Below are 19799 nucleotides of genomic sequence, written 5' to 3' on the forward strand. Positions count from 1 at the left end.
GCGCGGCCCGCACCGCCCGGACAATGGGGGTATGACCGAATCGCGCGCCGTGTTCGACCGGATCGGGGCGACCTACAGCGAGGCGTTCGCCGACAAGCCGGGGCAGCTCGCGGCCGGGCAGTGGCTGCTGGACCGGCTCGCCGGGCGGCACTACCCGCTGGTACTGGACCTGGGCTGCGGCACCGGCACCCCGACGGCCCGCCAGCTCATCGACGGCGGCTGCCATGTGGTCGGCATCGACACCTCACCGGTGATGCTGGAGCTGGCCCGGCACACCGTCCCCGAGGCGATCTTCGTGGAGCGGGACCTGTTCGACCTGGACGGGCTGCACCCGACCCAGCAGCGGTTCGACGGGGTGGCCGCGTTCTTCTCGCTGCTCATGCTGCCGCGCTCCGACGTCGAACGGGCCCTGGAGGACGTCCGGCACGTGCTGGCGGCAGACGGGGCGTTCGTGCTCGGGATGGTCGAGGGCGACAGCGACCACCTGGAACGGGACTTCCTGGGCGTCAAGGTGCCGCTGACGGCGTACTCGCGCGACGCGCTGCGGGAGCTGCTCCAGCGGCACGGCTTCCGGGTGGAGGACCTGCGGGTGGAGGACTGGACGCCGAACGCCGAGGCGGGTTCCCGCCTCGGCGTCGACTTGCCTGGTGTGCAGGCGCAGACCCATCTCTACGCCTGCTGCACCGTCGTCTGAAGTGCTACTTCACCGCACCGGCGGTGAGGCCGCTCTGGATCTGCCGCTGGAAGATCGCGTACACGATGACCATCGGGATGATCGCGATGCTCAGCGCCGCGAACAGGGCCGGCCAGTCGGCCTGGTAGCCGGCGGACGTGGAGATGTCGGCGATGCCCTGGGTGAGCAGCCACTTCTCCTTGCCCTCCTGGCCGCCGGGCAGCAGCGACACGGGCAGGACGTACTGGTTCCACTGGCCGATGATGTTGAAGATCGTGATGCTCACCAGACCGGGCTTGGCCATGGGGACCATGACCTGGAAGAACAGCCTGCTGTGCGAGGCACCGTCGATCATCGCGGCCTCGGCCACGGCGTTGGGCAGCGTCTTGAAGAACGCGGTCAGGAAGAACACCGTGAACGGCAGCGAGTACGCGATGTAGACCAGGATGAGGCCGAGGTGCGTCCCGAGCAGGCCCAGCTGGTCCACCACGAGGTAGAGCGGGGTCAGGGTGAGGAACACCGGGAACGCCAGGCCCGCGATGAACAGGAAGTAGATGATCCGGTTGCCGATGAAGTCGTACCGGGCCAGCACGTACGCCGCCATCGCGCCGAGCAGCATGGTGCCCGCGGTGGAGAAGACCACCACGATCACGCTGTTCAGGAAGTAGCGGCCGATGTGCGCCTCGTTCCAGGCGCGGACGAACGAGCCGAAGTCCCAGTTGCTCGGCAGCGCGAACGGGTTGCCGACGAAGATCTCGGTGTTGCTCTTGAACGCCGCGAGGAACGTGAAGATCAGCGGGTAGATGATCAGGATCGCCCACACGAACAGCGCGACGTGCGAGAGCTTGTTCAGGAGGCCGAAGCTGCTCTGCTTCTCGGTCTTGGTTGCCACGGCTACCCCGCTCAGTGCTCGATCGCGTCGCGCTTGCCGCCCCGCAGGGACAGCACCGCGAAGATGATGGTGAAGACCGCCAGCGCCACGCCCAGCGCCGACGCGTAGCCGTACTGCGACTTCAGGATGCCGGCCTGGTAGATCTGGACCGGCAGCACCGTGGTGGCGCCGTCCGGACCGCCCTGGTCGATGGAGAGCACCATGACCAGCGCGAACGCGTCCATGGCGAGGATGCCGAGGTAGACCCAGGCGACCTTGACCGTCTCCTTGAGCATCGGGATGGTGACCCGGAAGAAGATGGTGACCCGGCTGGCGCCGTCCATCACCGCCGCCTCGTAGATCTCACCCGGGATGCTGGACATGCCCGCGGCGAACAGCACGACGTAGAAGCCGACCGCCTGCCACACCAGCACGCCGAGGATCGCCCACAGGCCGTAGTCGGCCATCCAGTACACGTCCTTCACGCCGAAGACGTGCAGGAGGCGGTTCAGGATGCCCGAGCCGTCGGGCGCGTACACCCGGCCGAAGATGACACCGACGATGACCACGGCCAGGACCTGGGGGAGGAAGAACACCACGCGGTAGAACTTCGACCCCCAGACCCCGGTCATGACGCCGCCCCGGGTGCCCCCGCCCATGTTCAACAGGAACGCGAAGAACAGGGCGAGGGCGATCGTGATCACCGGCAGGGTGACCAGCAGGAAGATGTGGTGCTTCGCCGCCAGCCATACCTTGTCGTCCGCCAGCAGCTTGCTGAAGTTGTCCAGCCCGACGAAGTCGCGCTTGGGGGACAGACCACTCCAGTTCATGGTGGACACCTGTGCCGCGCCGAAGATCGGCCACAGCACGAACACGCTGTACAGCACTACTGGAGCGAGCAGAAACCCGATGACGAACGGGTACTTACCTTGCCGCATGATCGTATGACTCCCGGTCTAACGGAGGCTCAGGTCAGCGCGAGAACTTCGGGATCGAAGAGTCGGCCTTGATCTTGTCAGCCGCAGCCTGGATGCGGGTGACGAACTTGTCGGCGTCGCCGCCCTGGAACATCAGCTCGTTGGTGGCCGAGCGGGCCTCCAGGTCGAGGTCCTTGTACCAGGCGTCGAAGCGGAAGTTGAAGTTGTTCGCACCGGCCGCGGTCAGCACCGTGTTCGCCGAGGACAGACCGGGCGAGAGGGTCAGACCCTCGGCCGCGCCCTGGACGACCGTCAGCGACTTGGTCAGCTCGGTGAAGCCCTTCGCGCCCGCCTTCGACAGCATGTGGCGCAGGTACTCCTTGCCGCCCTGCGGGTGCTTGCCCTTGGACGCGGCGAAGTACATCTCGCCCGCGGCGGCGTACAGGCCGGTGGCCGGCAGCTTGTCCGCGGCGGTGACCGACGGCAGGGCCGCGACCTGGTAGTTGAAGCCGGCCGGGGTGTCCTTGGACTGCTCGTTCTCCAGCCAGGAACCCGACGGGTAGAAGCCCACCTTGTACTGGTTCTGCAGCAGCTGAACCTCGGTGTGCTTCAGGCCCAGGTGCGCCTTGTCGCCGTACTTGGCGGCGAACTCGCCCCACGCCTTGGCGGCCTGCTTGACGGCGTCGTTCGTCCACGCGCCCGGCTCAAGGTTGTCGATCGCCTTGAGCACGTCCGGGCCACCGATCTTGGCGGCGCTGGTCAGGATGACCGTGTACATGTAGTAGGCCGCGTTGGCACCCGCGTACGAGAACGGGGTGATGCCCTTGGCCTTCATCTTGCCGGCCAGCGTGTCGAACTCGGCCCAGGTGGTCGGGGCGGTCCAGCCGTTGTCCTGGAACAGCTTGCCCGAGTACCACAGACCGAACACGGTGTAGGCGTAGTTCAGCACGTACGGCTTGCCGTTGTACGTGCCGGCCTCGACGGTGCCGGGGACCAGCGTGTCCTTGACCGTCTTGCCCGCGATGTCCAGCGACGCCGCGGCGAACAGGTCGGTCAGGTCGGCGACCTGGCCGGCGCCCACGAGCGCGCCCATGTCCATCAGCTTCGAGCCGGCGTTGTTGACCATGTCCGGCGGGGTGTTGCTGGCGAAGCGCGGCTGCAGGGTGGTCGAGACCTCCTGCGTCGAAGAGAACGTGATCTTCGAGTTCGGCCACTTCGCCTGGTACGACGGCACGTGCACGTCGGTGGCGTACTTGGTGCCCAGACCGCCGTCGAAGATCACGATCTCGACCGGCTTGTCGGTGGCGATACCCAGCGGGTTCTCCGCGGACACCGTGCCCGAGTACTGGGTGGGGGCCTCGGGCTCGTCGCTGCTGCCGACGCAGGCGGACAGCAGGCCGGCGGCCGGCAGGGCGAGCAGACCGGCGGTGGCCGTCCGGCGCAGCAGCGTACGCCGGGTGAGGTCCGACGGGCTGTCGGTGTGGTTGGACATCATTGTCTCCTCAGAATCGGATCGCGGTCTGCGACACGAAGGTGTGGTGAGGCGGAGAGGCGGTGACGGGGGCGGAACCCCCGCCGGCCGGAGCGGACCCGACCGCACTGGGAGGCAGTGCGGCACCACACCGGGCGGCACTGCCCGATGTGGTGTCGGCCCAGTGCCCGACAACGTCGAGCACAGTCTTCGGGGTCAGGACCTGGGCGTTCATGCGTCGCCCTCCCGGCCCTGGCCGTTGCTGAACCGGTGCGCGTCCACCGCGCGCGCGGTGCGCTGGAACGCGGTGTGCGACCGGTCGTGGGTGCGCTGGGCGACCGCGATGTACAGCAGGTCGAGCACCACCAGCTGCGGGTGCCGGGCCGACAGCGCGTCCGGCCGGAACGAGGTGGCCTGGCTCGCGGTCAGCAGCACGATGTCGGCGAGCTCGGCCAGCGGCGAGCGCGGGAACCCGGTCAGCGCGACGGTGGTCGCGCCGTGCGAGCCCGCCTCGGCCAGCATCTCGACCGTCTCGCGGGTCTGGCCGGTGTGCGAGATGCCCAGCGCGACGTCGCCGGAGCGCAGCAGGGCGGCGCTGGCCAGCCCGTTGTGCACGTCGGGCCAGGTCCACGCGGCGATGCCGATGCGGTGCAGCGAGAACTGCATCTCCGCGCCGACCAGGGCCGAGCCGGAGGCGCCGTAGATGTCGACGCGGTTGGCGTTGGCGATGGCGTCCGCGGCCCGCTCCACCTCGGAGAGGTCGAGCATGGCGGCGGTGTCGCGCATGGCCTGGGTGTCGGCGGCCATGATCTGGCCGAGCACGCGCTCCAGCGGGTCGCCGGGCTCGATCGCGCGGCCGATGTCCTCGGCCCAGCCGGCGGAGCGGGCGGCGCGGCCGGTCTCACCGGCGATGGCCAGCCGCAGATCGGCGTAGCCCTCGAAGCCCAGGGCGCGGCAGAACCGGGTGATGGTGGCCGGCGAGGTGCTGGAGCGCTCGGCCAGTTCCACGATGGTGGCGCGGGCGGCCCCGGCCGGGTCGGTGAGGACCTGTTCGGCGACGCGCTGGAGGGCACCGGTGAACTCGGGCAGCTGGGCACGTACGCGGACCAGCACGCTGTCCGGGCGGTCGAGGCTCAGCCAGGACGGCGCAGGGTCCAGCGTCGCGGCGTCGGCCGCGGCGCCCGGTTCCATGCGGTCACCCATTGACTCGCTCCTACAGCTCAGGTCCTGAACAGTTAGCCGAAAGGTAGTTAACTGTTAGTGGTAAAAGTTCTTACTGATGACCCCTGGTTGTCAAGTCCGTGGGCGAATTTTTTAAGTTCGTTACCGCACCGGAACATTGGCGAAGGTGCCACAGTGGGCCGCCTCACTGCCACTGACCAGGCCAAATGGCCGCGAAGGCCACACCCGGCGGGACCCTCCGGTGACGCGAATGCATTTAACTCGCAAAAAGAACAAATGCCGTGAGGGAGGCGCCGCCGGGACCCGGCCCGTTTGGTCCGTATAACCTCGTCCGAGTGCGCCCGCCGGGCCGCCGCGACCCCGGCTTGAGCGCACCCGTACCAGGCCGATGACGAGGGGGAACGCAGCGATGACCGCAGTCGAGGTGCGCGCCGCCGGGGACGCCCGCTGCGGCAGCTGCACCGAGCGGCTGTACCTCACGGCCAAGATCCCCGTGCCCCAGTCCCGGCGCAGCCGGGTGGTGCACCTGTGCCCCGGCTGCGACGCCGGGCTGCCCGAGGCCCAGGGCCTGCTGGCGTACTTCGCCGAGCACCGGCAGGTGCGCCCGGAGGACATGCACCGCGTCTCGGAACTCGTCGGGCGCTGGCTTGAGGCGCTGACCCGGCCCGATCCGCAGCAGAGCTCGCTGGCCGCCGACGTCGCGGCCTGGTGGTCGGGGCGCGGCTGACCGCGTTCGGGTGGGCGCGGGCTGACGCGTTCGGGTAAACGTGTTGCCGACCGGCGGCCGGGCCGATAGGAACCACCCATGGTGACTTTCCGCAACGCCACGGCGCAGGACTGGCCCGCGATCACCCGTACCGTGCAGCGCTCCTTCCTCGGCGACGAGGCCGACCGCGACTGGGCCGCCGAGCAGGCCCTGTTCGAACCGGACCGGGCCGTGGTCGCCGTGGACGGCGAGGACCTGGTGGCGCACGCGGGGACGTACACCCGGGACCTGAGCGTGCCCGGCGGCGCCCTGCCCGCGGGCTACGTCACCGCCGTCGGCGTCGCCGCCACGCACCGCCGCCGCGGCATCGCCGCGACCATGCTCACCCGGCAGCTGGAGGAGATCCGCGACCGCGGCGAGGCGCTGGCGGTGCTGTGGGCCAGCGAGGCCGGCATCTACGGCCGCTTCGGCTACGGGCAGGCCACCCACCGGCTCAGCTTCACCGTGGACCGGCGCGAGGTGCGGATGGTCGGCACCGGCGCGCCCGAGCTGCGGGTGCGGGTCGACCGGGCCCCCGAGCTGCGCGCCACCCTCGCCGAGGTGTACGAGCAGGTGCGCCCGGACCGGCCCGGGTACGCCTCCCGCGACGGCCGGTGGTGGGACTGGCGCCTGGTCGACGACCAGCACCACCGCGATCCCGGTTTCGGCCCGCTGCTGGCCGCGGTGTGCTCCGACGGCCGGGGCGCCCGCGGCTACGCCCTCTACCGCACGCGCAGCGAGTGGGACGGCAACGGGCCCAAGGGCGAGGTCAACGTCATGGAGGTGGTCACCGCCGACCCGGCCGCGTACCGCGTGCTGTGGGACTACCTGCTCAGCATCGACCTGACCCGGCAGGTCGGCTACTGGCTCGGCGCGGTCGACGAGCCGCTGCTGCACCTGGTCAACGACACCCGCCGCCTGGGCTGCCGCTACGGCGACGGCCTGTGGGCCCGGCTGCTGGACGTTCCGGCCGCCCTGGCGGGCCGCCGCTACGCCGCCCCGGTCGACCTGGTGCTGGAGGTCGAGGATCCGGTGCTGCCGGGCACGGGCGGCCGGTTCCGGCTCGCGGGCTCGCGCGACGGCGCCACCTGCGTACGCACCGACGACGCCCCCGACCTGCGCCTGGGCATCGCCACCCTGGCCACCGCCTACCTCGGCGGCAGCAGCCTCGGCTCCCTGGCCGCCGCCGGCCGCGTCACCGAGCTCACCTCCGGCGCCCTCACCGCCGCCGACCCCGCCTTCCGCTGGCACCGCGCCCCGGTCTCCATCGAGATCTTCTGACCCCGCCCGCAGCCCCGCGCGTGTCCGGGGAGGATGGGGGCATGCGCTTTGGCGAGCTGGCCGCCACGTCGGCCGCGGTGACCGCCGTGTCCGGGCGGAAGGCGAAGATCGAGCTGCTGGCGGGGGCGCTGCGGGCGCTGGCCGCGAGCGGCGACCCGGTGGAGCTGGCGGCGGGGGCGGCGTACCTGAGCGGGGAGCTGCGGCAGCGGCAGATCGGGGTCGGCTACGCCACGCTGCGCGAGCTGCCCGCACCCGCCTCGACGGCCACCCTGTCCGTGCGGGAGGTGGACCGGGCGCTGGCCGCGATGGGCGACATCAGCGGGCAGGGCTCGCAGGCCCGGCGGCGCGACGCGGTGGCCGCCCTGTACGGCGCGGCCACCGCCGACGAGCAGCGGCTGCTGACCGGCCTGATCGGCGGGGAGCTGCGCCAGGGCGCGCAGGCCGGGCTGGTGGCCGACGCCGTGGCCGCGGCGGCCGCGGTGCCGGTCGCGGCGGTCCGGCGGGCGCTGCTGCTGACCGGGGACCTCAAGGCGGTGGCCGTCACCGCGCTGACCGGCGGCGAGGCGGCACTGGCCGGCCTGCGGCTGTCGGTGGGCCGGGGCCTGCTGCCGATGCTGGCCCAGTCGGCGCCCGACCCGGCGCAGGCGCTGGCCGCGACCGGGGTGCCCGCGGCGGTCGACGCCAAGCTCGACGGGGTGCGGGTGCAGGCCCACCGCGACGGCGACGATGTGGTGCTGTTCAGCCGCAGCCTGGATGACCTGACCGCCCGGATGCCGGAGATCGTGGCGGCGGTGCGGGCGCTGCCGGTGCGCTCGGTGGTGCTCGACGGCGAGGTGATCGCGGTGGACGACGCCGGGCGGCCGCGGCCGTTCCAGGAGACGTCCGGGCGGGCCGCGCAGCGGGCCGCGGGGGCGCTGACGCCGTACTTCTTCGACGTGCTGCACCTGGACGGCGCGGACCTGATCGACGAGCCGGGCCGCGCCCGGTGGGAGGTGCTGGACCGGGTGCTGCCCGGCGCGATGCGGGTGGACCGGGTGCTCGTGGACAGGCCGGAGGTGGCGCTGGAGGCGTTCGCGGCGTCGCTGGCGGCCGGGCACGAGGGCGTGGTGGTGAAGGCGGCGGACGCGCCGTACGAGGTGGGGCGGCGGGGTGCGGCGTGGGTGAAGGTCAAGCCCCGGCACACCCTGGACCTGGTGGTGCTGGCCGCCGAGTGGGGCCACGGGCGGCGGCGCGGCTGGCTGTCCAACCTGCACCTGGGCGCCCGCGACCCCGGCGGCGGCTTCGTCATGCTGGGCAAGACGTTCAAGGGGCTGACCGACGCGATGCTGGCGTGGCAGACCGAGCGGCTGCTGGGCCTGGCGGTCAGCCGCGACTCCTACACCGTGACGGTGCGGCCGGAGCTGGTGGTGGAGATCGCCTTCGACGGGGTGCAGCGCAGCACCCGCTACCCCGGTGGCGTGGCGCTGCGCTTCGCCCGGGTGCTCGGCTACCGCGAGGACAAGCCGGCCGCGCAGGCCGACACCATCGACGCGGTCCGGGCGCTGGGCCTGCCGTAGCCGCACCGGTCAGTAGGCGTCCTCCGGGATCATGATCCACAGGATGATGTAGACGATGAACTGCGGCCCCGGCAGCAGGCACGACAGTACGAACAGGAACCGGACGAGCCAGGCGGGCAGGCCGAAGCGCACCCCGAGACCGGCGCAGACACCGGCGATCCAGCGGCCGTGGCGCGGGCGGGACAGTCGGTGCGGCTGGCTGGCCATGCGATCATCTCCTCGGTACGGGCGGCGGGGTCCTCCCCGCGGCTGCCTTCGACGGTAGGAGCGCCGCGCACGCCCGCCCTCGACCGCCGGGACGATTCGCGGCGCCGCCCGCCCGTACGGGCATCCCCGATGGCGCCGCCGTGCTAACGCGCGTCCCGCGACGGAACACGAAAAGGACCCGGTGAGAATTTTCACCGGGTCCTCCGTTCGTACGATGCCGGTGTCAGTGCTGGGTCGGGAAGCCCAGGTTGACGCCGCCGTGGTGCGGGTCGAGCCACCGGCTGGTGACGACCTTGCCCCGGGTGTAGAAGTGGACGCCCTCGGCGCCGTGGGCGTGGGTGTCGCCGAACAGCGACGCCTTCCAGCCGCCGAAGGAGAAGTAGGCCATCGGCACCGGGATGGGCACGTTGACGCCGACCATGCCGACCTCGACCTCGTGCTGGAAGCGCCGGGCGGCGCCGCCGTCGTTGGTGTAGATCGCCGTGCCGTTGCCGTACGGGTTGCCGTTGACCAGCTCCAGCGCCTCGTCGTACGACGTCGCGCGGACCACGCTGAGCACCGGGCCGAAGATCTCGTCGGTGTAGACCGACATCTGCGGCGTGACATGGTCGAACAGCGTCGGCCCGAGCCAGAACCCGGTCGCCTCGCCGTCGGCGGCCACCCCCCGGCCGTCGACCACCAGCCGCGCCCCGGCCCGCTCCCCCGCGTCCACGTACGACGACACCTTGTCCCGGTGCACCTTCGTGACCAGCGGGCCCATGTCGCAGTCACGGCGGCCGTCACCGGTGCGGATGCGCGCCACCCGTTCGCTGATCTTGTCGACCAGCTCGTCGCCGACCGGGTCGACCGCCACCACGACCGAGATGGCCATGCAGCGCTCGCCCGCCGAGCCGAACCCGGCGCTGACCGCCGCGTCGGCGGCCAGGTCCAGGTCGGCGTCGGGCAGGACCACCATATGGTTCTTGGCCCCGCCCAGCGCCTGCACCCGCTTGCCGTACGCGGTGCCGGTCTCGTAGACGTAGCGGGCGATCGGGGTCGAGCCCACGAACGACACCGCCTTGACCATCCGGTGCGTCAGCAGCGCGTCCACGGCCTCCTTGTCGCCGTGCACCACGTTGAACACGCCCTCGGGCAGGCCCGCCTCGGCGAACCACTGCGCCAGCAGCACCGAGGCGCTGGGGTCCTTCTCACTCGGCTTGAGCACCACCGCGTTGCCGCAGGCGATCGCGATCGGCACGAACCACAGCGGCACCATCGCCGGGAAGTTGAACGGCGAGATCACGGCGACCACGCCCAGCGCCTGCCGGATCGAGTACGAGTCCACCTCGGTCGACACGTTCTCGCTGAAGAAGCCGCGCTGCGAGGTCGGGATGCCGCAGGCGAACTCGACCACCTCCAGCCCGCGCTGCACCTCCCCGGCCGCGTCGGACAGCACCTTGCCGTGCTCGGCGGTGATCGCCGCGGCCAGCTCCGCCCGCCGCTCGTGGATGATCTGCCGCACCGCGAACATGACCGCGGTGCGCTTGGCCAGCGACGCGTCGCGCCAGGACCGGGCGGCCCGGTCGGCGGCGCGCACGACGGTGTCGACGTCGGTCGCCGAGGCGAAGTCCACCATGGCGCTGACGCGGCCGGTGGCCGGGTCGTAGACCTCGCCCTGCCGGACGGCGCCGTGCTCCCACGCCTTGCCGTTCACGAAGTGGGTGATGTAGCCGAGTTCCATGTCGTACCCCCTCAGGCCTGGCTCTGCGCGGCGGCGATGGCGCCGCTCAGGATGTCCAGACCCTCCTTCGCCTCCGCCTCGGTCAGCGTCAGCGGCGGACCCATCCGGATCACGTTGCCGTACAGGCCGCCCTTGCCGACGAGCAGGCCGTTGGCCTTGGTCTCCTCCAGCACCCGCAGCGCCAGCTCCGGCGCCGGGTCCAGCGTGCCGGGCCGGACGAACTCCAGCGCCAGCATCAGGCCCTTGCCCCGCACCTCGGCCACGATCGGGCTGTGCAGCCCGCGCAGGCCGGAGTGCAGCAGCTCGCCGACCCGGGCCGCGTTGCTCTGCAGGTCGTGGTCGAGCAGGTAGTCCAGCACGGCCGCGCCGGCCGAGGCGCTGACCGGGTTGCCGCCGAACGTGTTGAACGAGATCGCGCTGAGGCAGTCCATCACCTCGGCGCGGGCGACCAGGCCGCCGAGGGCGAAGCCGTTGCCGACGCCCTTGGCGAAGGTCAGCATGTCCGGCACGGCGTCGTGGGCCTGGTAGCCCCAGAAGTGCTCGCCGGTGCGGCCCCAGCCGGTCTGCACCTCGTCGGAGACCCAGAGGATGCCGTACTCGTCGAGCACCTCCTTGACCGCCTTGAAGTAGCCGTCGGGCGGGGCCACGAAGCCGCCGACGCCCTGGATCGGCTCGGCGATCAGGCAGGCCACGTCCCCGGCGGTGGTGGTGGCCAGCACCTCGCGCAGGTCGGCCACGGCGCGCCGGATGTACTCGGCGTCGGACAGGCCCGCGAACACGCCGCGCAGCCGGTCGCCGGAGTGCAGGTAGCTGACGTTGACCGGGGTCAGCGATGTCGCCGACCAGCTGCGCTGGCCGGTCACGCCGAGCGCGGCGAAGCTGCGGCCGTGGTAGCTGTTGCGCATCGCCAGGATCTGGTTGCTGCGCCGGAACTGGGTCGCCAGCAGCAGCGCGGTGTCGTTGGCCTCGCTGCCGGAGTTGGCCAGGAACACCTTCGGGTTCGGGATGCCCGACACCTTGGCGATCTTCTCGGCCAGCTCGACCTGCTTGCGGATCAGGTACAGCGTCGAGGAGTGCGCGATGCCGCGGTCGAGCTGGGCCCGCACCGCGTCGGAGATCTCCGGGATGTCGTAGCCGATCATCGTGGTGAGCACGCCGCCGAAGAAATCAAGGTACGTGCGCCCGGCGGCGTCGGTGACCCGGCAACCGGACCCGGAGACCAGCTCGATCGGGTCGGCGTAGAGCGGGTTTATCCAGTTCGGGAGCACCGCGCGGTGCCGGGCGAGGAGGTCTTCGGTGGTCATACGGCGACACGTCCTTCAACGACTGGTTGGCGATGTGTGTCAGGTCACCATGACGCTGCCAGGCGGCCGGTGGCCGAGCAAGCTACATCCTGCCAGGTGCCGCCGCGCCGACCTGACAGATCGACAACCCGAACACCCTTCACGCCGGACCCTCGCCTACGATTCGAAGGTGAAAGGTCAGTCCCGCAAGGCATCCCTCGCCAGGAGCGCCACGTGCAGCGACAGGCACGCCTGCACCGAATCCAGGTCTACTCCGAGAATGCGCTCAATGCGAGCCAGCCGCTCGTAGAACGCCGGGCGCGACAGGTGCGCCGCCCCCGCCGCGATCGACTTGTTGCGCCCCGCCTCCAGGAACACCCGCAGCGTCGGCAGCAGCGGGTCCTTCGGGTGCGCGTCGTCGCTGGCCAGCAGCGCCCCCAGCTGCCGCTCCACGAACGTCTGCAACCTCGGCTCGTCGCGCAGCAGGTGCAGCAGCCCGGCCAGGCCCAGGTTGGGCAGCCGGTGCACCTGCGCCCCGGCCGGGTCGTGCCGGGCCGCCTCGGCCACCTGCCGCGCCTCGACCAGCGATCGCCGCGCGTCGCGCAGGCTGTCCACGCCGGTGCCCGCCGCGACCAGCACCTCGGCCCGGCCGCGTTGCAGCACCCCGGCGAAGGTGTCCAGCGCCGCCTGCTCGTCGCCGCGGATCGCCAGCAGCGCCCCGACCGCGCGGTCGTCGATGGTGCTGGTCAGCGCGGTGAGCTTCGCCTCGCGTACGGCGTGGGAGACGGTGTCGGCCAGGTCGCGCAGGCGGGTCTGCGCCGCCTCCGTGCCCGCCGGGAACGGCTCCTCGCGGTGGCGCACCACCACGCCGACCAGGCGGCGGCGCTCCAGGGTCACCCCGAGCGCGCCCGCGCGCAGGGCGACCTCCGACACCGGCAGGCTGTGGTCCAGCAGTGCCGACAGCAGCGTGGCGTGCAGCTGCCGCTCCAGCCCCTCGGCGTCACGCCGGATCAGGCGGCCCAACGCGAGCGTGGAGGCGGCGCGCTCCAGCAGGATCACCAGCCGCGTCGGCGGCTGCGGCGGCGCGGCCGACTCGTGCGGCACGGCGTCCGGGGCGGCGCCGTCGTCACCGCGTACCCCCGCGTCGTCGACAGGCCGGTCCCCCTCGCTGCCGGAGGCCGGCCAGCGCAGCATGAGCCGCCCCCAGTCCTGCCCCCGCGCGCCCACGGTCGTCACCAGCCACCCGGTGTCCGGGTCGTAGCCGGTGCGGCCCGCCCCCGCCTGCTGCGGCCGCACCCGGCGCGAGTGCTGCTCCCAGCTCTCCAGCAGCAGCTCCGCCCGGTCCCCGGCGGCGTCGTAGGCCAGCACCTGCCGGGCCAGGTTCTCCAGCACCACCGGGCAGCCCGCCAGCTGCGCCGCCTGGTGCACCACCTCGGCGGGCTCGGCGCCCTCGACGCTCAGCTCGGTGAACCGCTGGTGGATCTCCTCGGTGGCGCGCAGCTCGGCCAGCTGCGCGTCCACGATCAGCGCGTGCACCGCCTCGGTGATCCGCACGAACGGCGTCGGCCGGCGCAGCTCGATCAGCGGCAGGCCCGCCTTCTGCGCCGCGGCCGCCATCACCCGGGGCACGCTCGCCGTGTACCGCCGCCCCAGCTCCACGACCAGGCCGGACACGCCCACCTCGGCCAGGTCGTTGACGAACGCGCGCACCCCCGCGTCGTCGGCGGGCAGCCCGATGCCGGTGGTCAGCACCAGCTCGCCGCCGCGCAGCAGGGTCGCGATGTCGGGCACCTCGGCCGAGTGCACCCAGCGCACCGGCCGGTCCAGCCCCGCCTCCCCCGCGACCAGGCGCGGAGCACCCACCCGGACCGGATCAAGCGCGATCACCTCGCGTACGGTCGGGAAGACAGCGGTCACGTCAGCCCCGGTCCTCGCCGCCGAGCAGCAGCTCCCGCTCGCGCTCGACCGGCTCGCCAGGTCCGGGCTGCTCGCCGGGCGAACGTCCCTCGTCCGGCATCGACCACGCCGCCCGCGCCGCGTCGTCACCGCTGAGCGCGGCCACCGCCCAGAGCTCCTCCGCCCGTGCCGACGTCACCGGCCCCGACGTCTCCGGCTCCGCCGCCGGGGCGGCCGCCGCCACGGCACCGGCGGCACCGTCCGGCTCTTCCTCGAAGTCGTCGTCGCGGGTCAGCTCCCAGCAGGCCACGGCCGTCGCGGCGGCCACGTTCAGGGAGTCGACGCCGCGGCGCATGGGCAGGCGCACCCGCAGGTCGCTGGCGGCCAGCGCCTGCCGGGACAGGCCCGGCCCCTCCGCGCCCAGCAGCAGCGCGGGCCGCAGCCGCTGGGCGCCGGTCAGCCGCTGCATCGGGACGGCGTCGTCGGCCGGGGTCATCGCCATGATCGTGTAACCGGCGTCGCGGACCTGGGCCAGGGCGTCCGGCCAGGGCTCCAGCTTCGCGTACGGCACCGCGAACACCTCGCCCATGCTGACCCGGACGCTGCGCCGATACAGCGGGTCGGCGCAGGTCGGCGACAGCAGCACCGCGTCCACGCCGAGCGCCGCGACGCCCCGGAAGATCGCGCCAAGGTTGGTGTGGTTGTTGACGTCCTCCAGGATCACCACGCGCCGGGCCTGGGCCAGCACCTCCGACGCCGGGGGCAGCGACCGCCGGTGGAAACTCGCGAGCACCCCCCGGTGCACGTGGAAGCCGGTCACCTGCTCCAGCACCTCGGGGTCGGCGCCGTAGACGGGGGCGCCGTCGAGGTCGGCCACCTGCCCGGCGCGCTTGGCCTCGACCAGGAAGGAGCGCGGGCGGTATCCGGCGCGCAGCGCCCGGCGCAGCACGAGCTCGCCCTCGGCGATGAACAGCCCGTGCGGCGGTTCCCATCGGGTCCGCAGCTCGACGTCGGTCAGCGCCCGGTAGTCGGCGATCCGCTCGTCCCCCGCCTCGGTGATCAGTTCCACGACCTGATTCTGCCGGACGCACCAAGGTCATCTGAGTTGCCGGGCAATCGGGCGTATCTCGGCCGGTCATACGCCCGATCGCCCGGCAACTCGCGCCCCCTGGGAACGGGTGAGGGCCGGAGCGTGTCACGCTCCGGCCCTCACCCGTTCAAACCGTCCGTCACTCCTTCGGGAGCCGGCTGGCCTCGTTCTCGATCTGCCTGACCGCCTCGGCGGCCTGCTGGGCCACCCGCTGCACCTCGGCCTCGACCTCGGCACCCGACTCGCGGGCCGCGGCGGCCGCGGCCGGGTCGGGCACGAGCCCGCCGAACGTGGACGCGATGCCGTCCAGCGCCCGGGTGAGCTCGGCCGGGACGATCCACAGCTTGTTCGACGCACCGGCGGCGATCTGCGGCAGCGCCTGCAGGTACTGCCACGCCATCACCTTGTTGTCGGGCGCGGAGACGTGGATGGCGTCGACGACCAGCTTGATCGCCTTGGCCTGGCCCTCGGCCTGCAGGATGCGGGCCTGGCGCTCGCCGTCGGCACGCAGCACCGCCGCCTGCTTCTCGCCCTCGGCCGTGAGGATCTGCGACTGCTTGGAACCCTCGGCGTTCAGGATCGCGGCGCGGCGGTCACGCTCGGCGCGCATCTGCTTCTCCATCGAGTCGCGGATGCTCGGCGGCGGCTCGATCGCCTTGATCTCGACGCGGGTCACCTTGACGCCCCAGCGGCCGGTGTTCTCGTCGAGCACCACCGACAGCTGCCGGTTGACCTCCTCGCGGCTGGTCAGCGACCGCTCCAGGTCCATCGAGCCGATGACGTTGCGCAGCGTGGTGACGGTCAGCTGCTCGATCGCCTGAAGGAAGTTGGCGATCTCGTAGGTGGCCCGCACCGGGTCGATGACCTTGAAGTACAGCACGGTGTCGATCGACACGACCAGGTTGTCCGAGGTGATCACCGGCTGCGGCGGGAAGCTCACCACCTGCTCGCGCAGGTCCACCTTGGTACGGACCGCGTCGATGAACGGCACCAGGATGTTGAGACCGGGCGTCAGCGTGCGGTTGTACTTGCCCAGGCGCTCGACCACGTCGTTGCGCTGCTGCGGCACGATCTTGACCATCTTGATCAGGGTGATCAAGGCGATCAGCGCCACGATGGCGACGAAAATCGTGATGACTGGTTCCATCAATCCCTCCAGACCAGCGCCGTGGCGCCGTCCACTTTCACTACTCGGACCCGGTCACCCGGGACATAGGATTTGGTCGCGTCGTACGGCCGGGCGCGCCACAGCTCGCCACCGATCTTCACGAGGCCGTTGTCGCTGTCGACCCGCTCGACCACCAGCGCGTCGGCGCCCTCGATCGCGGACAGGCCCATCGTGACGTTGTCGGCATCGCCCTTGAACCAGCGGTGCTTCATCCACGGACGCACCACGACCAGCGACAACGTGGAGACGACGATGAAGACGATCCCCTGGACCCAGCCGGGGAGCCCGACCAGACCCGTCAGTGAGGCCGCGAACGCTCCGGCGCCGAGCATCAGCAGCACGAAGGTCATGCTGAACAGCTCCGCGATCACGAGCGCGGCGGCGAGGAGGAGCCACCACATCCAATCAACCACGTGCTGATCGTGTCACGTCCGCGCCACCGGTGTGACCAGTGGATCACGTCGTACGTTCGGACAGATCGAGACGTCCGTACGGCCGACGACGGTAACGGACCCATCAGGACCGCGTTGTCCGGATAGGTTGTCGAGCACCACTGACCACCGGAGGGTGAGCACCTCATGACACTGCTGGCGCAGACCGCGGCCCGCGTCGACGAGCTGGTGGCCGGGGCACAGGCCCAGGGGCGTACCCCCTGCCTGGCCGCGGCCGTGCTGCGCGACGGCCGGCCGCTGCACCTGGCCGCGGCCGGGACCGATCCGGCCACGGGCGCCGTCCCGGGCGCGGACACCCAGTTCCGGATCGGTTCGATCACCAAGACCATGACCGCCGTGCTGCTGCTTCAGCTGCGCGACGAGGGGCACCTGGCCCTGGACGACCTGCTCTACCGGCACCTGCCGGGCACGTCGGTCGGCAGCGCCATCACGCTGCGGCAGCTGCTCGGGCACGTGTCGGGGCTCCAGCGCGAGCCCGACGGCCCCTGGTGGGAACGCCACGACGGCGGCGACCTGGACGCCCTCCTGGCGGCGCTGACGCCGGAGAAGATCGCCTACCCGCCGCACCGGAGCTACCACTACTCCAACCTCGCCTACGGCCTGCTCGGCGCCGTCGCCCAGCGCGTCACCGGCATGGGCTGGGCCGAGCTGGTCACCAAGCGGCTGCTGGAGCCGCTGGGGATGCGGCGCACCAGCTACCAGGCGACCGAGCCGTTCGCCCGCGGCTACGTGGTGCACCCGTGGACGGGCGTGCTGGCCGAGGAGCCGCGCACCGACACCGGCGCCATGGCGCCCGCCGGGCAGCTCTGGTCGACCGTGGAGGACGTGGCGGTGTGGGCGGCGTTCCTGGCCGACCCGGACCCGGACGTGCTCGCCCCGACGACCCTGGCCGAGATGTGCGCGCCCGTGGTCATCAGCGACCTCGACGCCTGGACGACCGGCCACGGCCTGGGCCTGGAGCTGATGCGCCACGGCGAGCGCGTGTACGTCGGCCACGGCGGCTCGATGCCCGGCTACCAGGCGCACCTGATCGTGCACCGGCCCAGCCGGACCGGCAGCGTGGTGTTCGGCAACGCGTACACGCTGTACGGCGTGAAGGCGTCGGACCTGAACCAGCGCCTGCTGAGCGGGGTGCTCGACGCGGAGCCGGTCCGCCCGGCGCCGTGGCGCGCGGCGGTCGTGGCCGAGCGGCACGAGCTGGACGGCGCCTGGTGGTGGATGGGCCGGGAGTTCGCAGCCCGCTACGACGCGGTCGCGGCCGAGCTGGTCGTCAGCCCGGTGACGGTGCCCGCGACGCCGTGGCGGTTCACCACCGACGGAGCGGACGTGTGGCGCTGCCGCAGCGGCAGCAACGACGGCGAGCTGCTGCGGGTCCGCCGCGACGGCGACGGCGTACCGGTCGAACTGGACATCGCCACCTTCCTCCACACCCGCCGCCCCTGACGGCCCTCCGTCTCGCGAGGCCGCGCAAGATCGGCCAAGTTGCCGGGCAATCGGGCGTATCTTGAGCCCCGGAGTGCCCGATTGCCCGGCAACTTGGATGACCTCGGTCTGCGCGGGGCTAGTCCTCGGCGGGGGTGGTCACGAAGTCGATGAGGCGCTCGACCGAGTTGACCAGCGGCGTCTCCAGGTCGTGGTAGGTGCCGACGCGGCCCAGCAGGCGCCGCCAGAACCGGGCCGGCTGGTCCACGCCGAGCGCGGCGCAGACGCCCTCCTTCCACGGCTGGCCGTACGGCACCACCGGCCACGCCTCCAGGCCCAGCCGCGACGGCTTCACCGCCTGCCACACGTCCACGTACGGATGCCCCGCCACCAGCGCATACGGGCTGTCCACGGCCGCGGCGATGCGCGCCTCCTTGGTCCCGGCGACCAGATGGTCCACCAGCACCCCCAGCCGCCGCCCCGGGCCGGGCGCGAACCGGCGCACCTGCGCGGCCAGATCGTCCACACCGTGCAGCGGCTCGACCACCACCGCCTCGGCGCGCAGGTCGTCCCCCCAGATCCGCTCCACCAGCTCGGCGTCGTGCACGCCCTCGACCCAGATCCGGCCCGCGCGGGCCACCTGGGCGCGCGTCGGCGCGGCCGCGACCGATCCGGACGCCGTCCGGCGGGGCGCCACCGGCCCGGCCGCGGGCTTCGGGCGGCGCAGCGTCACCACCGCCCCGTCCAGCAGGAAGGCCGCCGGTTCCAGCGGGAACAGGCGGCGGCGGCCGTGCCGGTCCTCCAGCACCACCATGCCGTGCTCGAAGCCGATGACCTCGCCGCAGAAGCCGCTGTCGGCGTCCTCGACCACCATGCCGGGCTCGGCATCGTGCTCGGGCACGACCCGGCGCGGGGAGTTGCGGTGGAATCCGGACAGCACGTCGTCGCCGTAGCGCATGGGTCGGCACCTTAGCCGCCGCGCACAGGCGGCGCGGCATGACGCGCCGGTTCGGGACAAACCCGTGGTACGGCACGTACGCTGGTCGGCATGTCCCCCGCAGCGCACGCGGTGACCCTGACCGCGCGCCGGTCCGCCCGGTTGGTGACCTGGGCTCGGGCGTGGCGCGCCGGCCTGGTCTCCTTTGACGAGATCGTTGACGACCTCACCGCCGAGGAAGAGCAACACGTACGCGACCTGCCCGGCACCTGGCGGGAAGAGGTCGAACTGCGCGAGGCCCTGCCCGTGCTCGCCAAACTGCACCCCGACGAGATCCGGCTGGTCCTGCCCGCCCCCGGCGACCCGCGCGGGCTGCCCGGCCCCGGGCCGTTCACCAGCCACGCGCTGCTGGCCGGCGAGGGGGTGATCGCCAGCCGGCTCGGGCTGGTGCCCGAGGCACGCCAGCACGTCTCCGGCTCCGGGGTCAGCTTCACCACGGTCGTGTGGCGGGCGTTCGAGCTGCCCGAGGCACCGGCGGGCTACCAGATCGGGGTACGGGAGGCCGACGGCGCGCTGTCGATCGCGCTGGCCGACACGACCACCCGGCTCGTCCGGCTCGACGTGGCGCAGTGGCGGCCAGAGCTGGCCGGAGCCCTGGCGGCGCTGCGCAAGCCGGACTCGGAGACGGACCTGCCGCCCGGGTACGACCCGCGCGCCCGGCGCCTGTACGCCCGTGCGTGCGTGGTCGACCGGGTGCTGTCGCTGGCCGGGCAGGCCGCGCCCGGCGGGGCGCTGAACAGCTTCGAGGCGCAGCAGCGCGACGAGGCCCTGCGGCCGCTGGCCGTGGCCTGCCGCAACGCCCTGGTGGCGGCCTGCAACTCCCCGTTCGGGGGCTGACCCGCCCGACCTTCGCGCGGCCCCGCCCACA

17 protein-coding genes and 1 pseudogene are annotated in these 19799 nt (G+C 72.2%); 6 read left to right on the forward strand and 12 right to left on the reverse strand.

Translation table 11 applies throughout. The features are described from left to right. Nucleotides 1–31: 31 nt before the first annotated feature. The gene (locus tag Cs7R123_RS10215; protein ID WP_212825485.1) at nucleotides 32–694 is read left to right on the forward strand and encodes a class I SAM-dependent methyltransferase; all 663 of its coding nucleotides are present in this window, start codon (nucleotides 32–34) and stop codon (nucleotides 692–694) included. Between the two features lie 4 nt (nucleotides 695–698). Here Cs7R123_RS10215 and Cs7R123_RS10220 read toward each other — a convergent pair whose 3' ends face one another. The 4 genes from Cs7R123_RS10220 to Cs7R123_RS10235 all read right to left on the reverse strand — a co-directional run bounded on the left by Cs7R123_RS10220 (nucleotide 699) and on the right by Cs7R123_RS10235 (nucleotide 5135). Further along, nucleotides 699–1565 carry a carbohydrate ABC transporter permease gene (locus tag Cs7R123_RS10220; protein ID WP_212825487.1) on the reverse strand — a complete coding sequence of 289 codons (867 nt, stop codon included), beginning with the start codon at nucleotides 1563–1565 and terminating at the stop codon, nucleotides 699–701. Nucleotides 1566–1576: 11 nt separating this feature from the next. Then, nucleotides 1577–2482: a carbohydrate ABC transporter permease gene (locus Cs7R123_RS10225; protein ID WP_212825489.1), complete on the reverse strand. Its 906-nt coding sequence runs from the start codon at nucleotides 2480–2482 to the stop codon at nucleotides 1577–1579. Between the two features lie 34 nt (nucleotides 2483–2516). Further along, on the reverse strand, nucleotides 2517–3953 hold the full coding sequence (gene ngcE, locus Cs7R123_RS10230) for an N-acetylglucosamine/diacetylchitobiose ABC transporter substrate-binding protein (protein ID WP_212825491.1): 1437 nt from the start codon (nucleotides 3951–3953) through the stop codon (nucleotides 2517–2519). A 210-nt stretch (nucleotides 3954–4163) separates the two neighbouring features. After that, nucleotides 4164–5135 (reverse strand): MurR/RpiR family transcriptional regulator, encoded by a 972-nt coding sequence (locus Cs7R123_RS10235; RefSeq protein WP_212825493.1) that lies wholly within the window; start codon nucleotides 5133–5135, stop codon nucleotides 4164–4166. A 388-nt stretch (nucleotides 5136–5523) separates the two neighbouring features. On the opposite strand from Cs7R123_RS10235, the gene Cs7R123_RS10240 reads away from it, so the two are divergent. The 3 genes from Cs7R123_RS10240 to Cs7R123_RS10250 all read left to right on the forward strand — a co-directional run bounded on the left by Cs7R123_RS10240 (nucleotide 5524) and on the right by Cs7R123_RS10250 (nucleotide 8696). Further along, nucleotides 5524–5841 (forward strand): DUF6300 family protein, encoded by a 318-nt coding sequence (locus Cs7R123_RS10240; protein ID WP_212825495.1) that lies wholly within the window; start codon nucleotides 5524–5526, stop codon nucleotides 5839–5841. Nucleotides 5842–5919: 78 nt separating this feature from the next. Continuing rightward, entirely contained in the window at nucleotides 5920–7140 is a 1221-nt protein-coding gene (locus Cs7R123_RS10245; protein ID WP_212825497.1) for a GNAT family N-acetyltransferase, read from the forward strand. A gap of 41 nt (nucleotides 7141–7181) precedes the next feature. Beyond that, a complete protein-coding gene (locus Cs7R123_RS10250) occupies nucleotides 7182–8696 on the forward strand; it encodes an ATP-dependent DNA ligase (protein ID WP_212825499.1) in 1515 nt (504 codons plus the stop codon). A 9-nt stretch (nucleotides 8697–8705) separates the two neighbouring features. Here the strand turns inward: Cs7R123_RS10250 and Cs7R123_RS10255 are convergent, their stop codons facing one another. From Cs7R123_RS10255 to Cs7R123_RS10285, 7 genes and pseudogenes are all read right to left on the reverse strand, one after another. Then, nucleotides 8706–8903 carry a PspC domain-containing protein gene (locus Cs7R123_RS10255; RefSeq protein WP_212825501.1) on the reverse strand — a complete coding sequence of 66 codons (198 nt, stop codon included), beginning with the start codon at nucleotides 8901–8903 and terminating at the stop codon, nucleotides 8706–8708. 223 nt (nucleotides 8904–9126) lie between these two features. After that, a complete protein-coding gene (locus Cs7R123_RS10260; protein WP_212825503.1) occupies nucleotides 9127–10623 on the reverse strand; it encodes a CoA-acylating methylmalonate-semialdehyde dehydrogenase in 1497 nt (498 codons plus the stop codon). Between the two features lie 11 nt (nucleotides 10624–10634). After that, complete coding sequence (locus Cs7R123_RS10265; protein WP_212825505.1) at nucleotides 10635–11927, reverse strand: aspartate aminotransferase family protein; 1293 nt, start codon at nucleotides 11925–11927, stop codon at nucleotides 10635–10637. Nucleotides 11928–12104: 177 nt separating this feature from the next. Then, nucleotides 12105–13823 carry a PucR family transcriptional regulator gene (locus Cs7R123_RS10270; protein ID WP_212825507.1) on the reverse strand — a complete coding sequence of 573 codons (1719 nt, stop codon included), beginning with the start codon at nucleotides 13821–13823 and terminating at the stop codon, nucleotides 12105–12107. Nucleotides 13824–14082: 259 nt separating this feature from the next. Then, nucleotides 14083–14871: pseudogene (locus tag Cs7R123_RS10275) on the reverse strand (TrmH family RNA methyltransferase); the annotation flags it as partial. Nucleotides 14872–15031: 160 nt separating this feature from the next. Further along, entirely contained in the window at nucleotides 15032–16039 is a 1008-nt protein-coding gene (locus tag Cs7R123_RS10280; RefSeq protein WP_212825509.1) for an SPFH domain-containing protein, read from the reverse strand. After that, on the reverse strand, nucleotides 16039–16410 hold the full coding sequence (locus Cs7R123_RS10285; protein WP_244871741.1) for an NfeD family protein: 372 nt from the start codon (nucleotides 16408–16410) through the stop codon (nucleotides 16039–16041). Before Cs7R123_RS10285 ends, Cs7R123_RS10280 begins: the two co-directional genes overlap by 1 nt. Nucleotides 16411–16638: 228 nt before the next feature. On the opposite strand from Cs7R123_RS10285, the gene Cs7R123_RS10290 reads away from it, so the two are divergent. Beyond that, a complete protein-coding gene (locus tag Cs7R123_RS10290) occupies nucleotides 16639–17955 on the forward strand; it encodes a serine hydrolase (RefSeq protein ID WP_212825511.1) in 1317 nt (438 codons plus the stop codon). A gap of 118 nt (nucleotides 17956–18073) precedes the next feature. Here the strand turns inward: Cs7R123_RS10290 and Cs7R123_RS10295 are convergent, their stop codons facing one another. Further along, the gene (locus Cs7R123_RS10295) at nucleotides 18074–18892 is read right to left on the reverse strand and encodes a DUF3097 domain-containing protein (protein ID WP_212825513.1); all 819 of its coding nucleotides are present in this window, start codon (nucleotides 18890–18892) and stop codon (nucleotides 18074–18076) included. A gap of 90 nt (nucleotides 18893–18982) precedes the next feature. Between Cs7R123_RS10295 and Cs7R123_RS10300 the strand changes: the two genes are divergently transcribed. Next, nucleotides 18983–19768 carry a hypothetical protein gene (locus Cs7R123_RS10300; RefSeq protein WP_212825515.1) on the forward strand — a complete coding sequence of 262 codons (786 nt, stop codon included), beginning with the start codon at nucleotides 18983–18985 and terminating at the stop codon, nucleotides 19766–19768. The last annotated feature ends 31 nt before the right edge of the window (nucleotides 19769–19799 follow it).

It is taken from the genome of Catellatospora sp. TT07R-123 (genome assembly GCF_018327705.1).
GTDB lineage: Bacteria > Actinomycetota > Actinomycetes > Mycobacteriales > Micromonosporaceae > Catellatospora.

Excerpts from the sequence above, each read along its gene's own strand:
- Cs7R123_RS10265 (WP_212825505.1), bottom strand. The coding sequence starts at position 11,927 with ATGACCACCGAAGACCTCCTCGCCCGGCACCGCGCGGTGCTCCCGAAC.
- Cs7R123_RS10295 (WP_212825513.1), bottom strand. The coding sequence starts at position 18,892 with ATGCGCTACGGCGACGACGTGCTGTCCGGATTCCACCGCAACTCCCCG.
- Cs7R123_RS10260 (WP_212825503.1), bottom strand. The coding sequence starts at position 10,623 with ATGGAACTCGGCTACATCACCCACTTCGTGAACGGCAAGGCGTGGGAG.
- Cs7R123_RS10225 (WP_212825489.1), bottom strand. The coding sequence starts at position 2,482 with ATGCGGCAAGGTAAGTACCCGTTCGTCATCGGGTTTCTGCTCGCTCCA.
- Cs7R123_RS10240 (WP_212825495.1), top strand. The coding sequence starts at position 5,524 with ATGACCGCAGTCGAGGTGCGCGCCGCCGGGGACGCCCGCTGCGGCAGC.
- Cs7R123_RS10235 (WP_212825493.1), bottom strand. The coding sequence starts at position 5,135 with ATGGGTGACCGCATGGAACCGGGCGCCGCGGCCGACGCCGCGACGCTG.
- Cs7R123_RS10280 (WP_212825509.1), bottom strand. The coding sequence starts at position 16,039 with ATGGAACCAGTCATCACGATTTTCGTCGCCATCGTGGCGCTGATCGCC.
- Cs7R123_RS10255 (WP_212825501.1), bottom strand. The coding sequence starts at position 8,903 with ATGGCCAGCCAGCCGCACCGACTGTCCCGCCCGCGCCACGGCCGCTGG.
- Cs7R123_RS10290 (WP_212825511.1), top strand. The coding sequence starts at position 16,639 with ATGACACTGCTGGCGCAGACCGCGGCCCGCGTCGACGAGCTGGTGGCC.
- ngcE (WP_212825491.1), bottom strand. The coding sequence starts at position 3,953 with ATGTCCAACCACACCGACAGCCCGTCGGACCTCACCCGGCGTACGCTG.
- Cs7R123_RS10245 (WP_212825497.1), top strand. The coding sequence starts at position 5,920 with ATGGTGACTTTCCGCAACGCCACGGCGCAGGACTGGCCCGCGATCACC.
- Cs7R123_RS10215 (WP_212825485.1), top strand. The coding sequence starts at position 32 with ATGACCGAATCGCGCGCCGTGTTCGACCGGATCGGGGCGACCTACAGC.
- Cs7R123_RS10285 (WP_244871741.1), bottom strand. The coding sequence starts at position 16,410 with ATGACCTTCGTGCTGCTGATGCTCGGCGCCGGAGCGTTCGCGGCCTCA.
- Cs7R123_RS10300 (WP_212825515.1), top strand. The coding sequence starts at position 18,983 with ATGTCCCCCGCAGCGCACGCGGTGACCCTGACCGCGCGCCGGTCCGCC.
- Cs7R123_RS10250 (WP_212825499.1), top strand. The coding sequence starts at position 7,182 with ATGCGCTTTGGCGAGCTGGCCGCCACGTCGGCCGCGGTGACCGCCGTG.